Annotated in this window: 3 protein-coding genes; 1 reads left to right on the forward strand and 2 read right to left on the reverse strand. The window is 44.9% G+C overall.

Annotated elements, in window-relative coordinates; translation table 11 throughout:
• On the reverse strand, positions 1–238 hold a 238-nt coding region (locus tag AC1DUA_RS37370), incomplete at its 3' end, for a lipoate--protein ligase family protein (protein ID WP_477504532.1).
• Between the two features lie 16 nt (positions 239–254).
• The gene (locus AC1DUA_RS37375) at positions 255–419 is read right to left on the reverse strand and encodes a GNAT family N-acetyltransferase (RefSeq protein WP_477504534.1); all 165 of its coding nucleotides are present in this window, start codon (positions 417–419) and stop codon (positions 255–257) included.
• Positions 420–890: 471 nt separating this feature from the next.
• On the opposite strand from AC1DUA_RS37375, the gene AC1DUA_RS37380 reads away from it, so the two are divergent.
• The coding region (locus AC1DUA_RS37380; protein ID WP_477504533.1) for a GNAT family N-acetyltransferase, cg3035/Rv0428c family at positions 891–1,443 on the forward strand (553 nt) is incomplete at its 3' end.

A 1,443-nucleotide genomic window follows, 5' to 3' on the forward strand; every position in this document is an offset into this window, starting at 1 on the left:
GATCATGATAGACGGCCCCGCCGCCGGAAAGTCTGCGAACAACATGCAGGTTGTGATCCTTCACATACTCTGGATTGATTTCTTCCAGAGTATTTTGATTTTTGCCAATAATAATGGATGGTTCGTTCATATAAAAAAGCAGGTAACTGTCCCGATCAGGCAGATGCCTTAACGCGTATTCCTCAATCGCCAAGTTGATCCGTGGATCTGTTATTCCTTCGTTATCAATAAATTGCATAAGTATGCTCCTTTAATTAGTTAGATAAATCAGACGCCATCGTTCGATTGAGTGTTGTCATCCCCAAAGATTGGTAGAAAGCTCTGGCGCTCTCATTAAATTCCCAAACATTAAGCTCAAGGGAGGAAGCCCCTTGTTCCCGCGCCCAGGCTGCAGATGCCTGATAGAGCAGTGTTCCAATGCCTTGACGCTGAAAGTAGGTGACACTGCAAGTTCATTCAAATAAGCGTATGTGCGTGGAACCAGCGCCTCGTACGAAGGGCTTTTCTTCATCTCCAGCATCGCCACACCCACCACTTGCCCGCTTTTCTCAGCGACCMATATTACCTTGTTCATCTGATCGGAGAAGCTGCGGTACCAGCCCATGGCAACGACGTGATCCAATCTTGCAAAATGATCGGGCAAAGCGGCAGCATGCTCCTCTTGGCCAAATCGAATGATGGCATTGACTGCCTCATAGTCTTCAGAACGCGCTCGTCGTATGATAAGCTCCAAATCATCCACTCCTGTTGCCAGCTTGCAGTTATCTTTCCGTTGTTTCATAGCTTACATCAATGGACATTATTTTTCCACTTTTGATATTGTATTTTTATGCATTAATATGTATATTTATTTAAAATAGCTCTGGAGAATCGAAAGGAGTTTACTTTTGATGAAAGATTCAATCACCTTTTACAACGAAATCGATATGATTGCCTCTAACACTTGGCCTGCCGAAATTACTGCTTATATCGACAACTGGCAGTTGCGGGCTACCCAGGGTGTTACTAAGCGCGCAAACAGTGTGCTTGCAATCGGTAATTATCCGACAACCGCTAACTGGCTGCCGCTTATCGAACAATTTTATGCCGACAAAGGCCTTCCTGCCATTTTCCATATTAGCGATGCATCGCCACCTGGCCTGGATGCAAAGTTGCATTCGGAGGGGTATGTCTCTGATCTACCATGTCTCATGATGTTTGCTAACGCTCGGGAAACGGCTGCTCTAGCGCAGCAGAAGCTTCTAATGAAACCACATCTGCCCATTTCGACAGAATGGATGAACGAAGTGGACGATGCGTGGTTGGATGCCTTTCTTGCCCTTGAAAATTATGATAATTCACTTAAAGAATGCTACAAAGGAATATGTGACCGCATCTCCAAGACCAAAGGTTTTGTAAAATTAATAAGAGACAATCAAATCATCGCCGTCGGCACGGCTATAG

The sequence above is a fragment of the Paenibacillus sp. 01T422 genome, assembly GCF_056398785.1.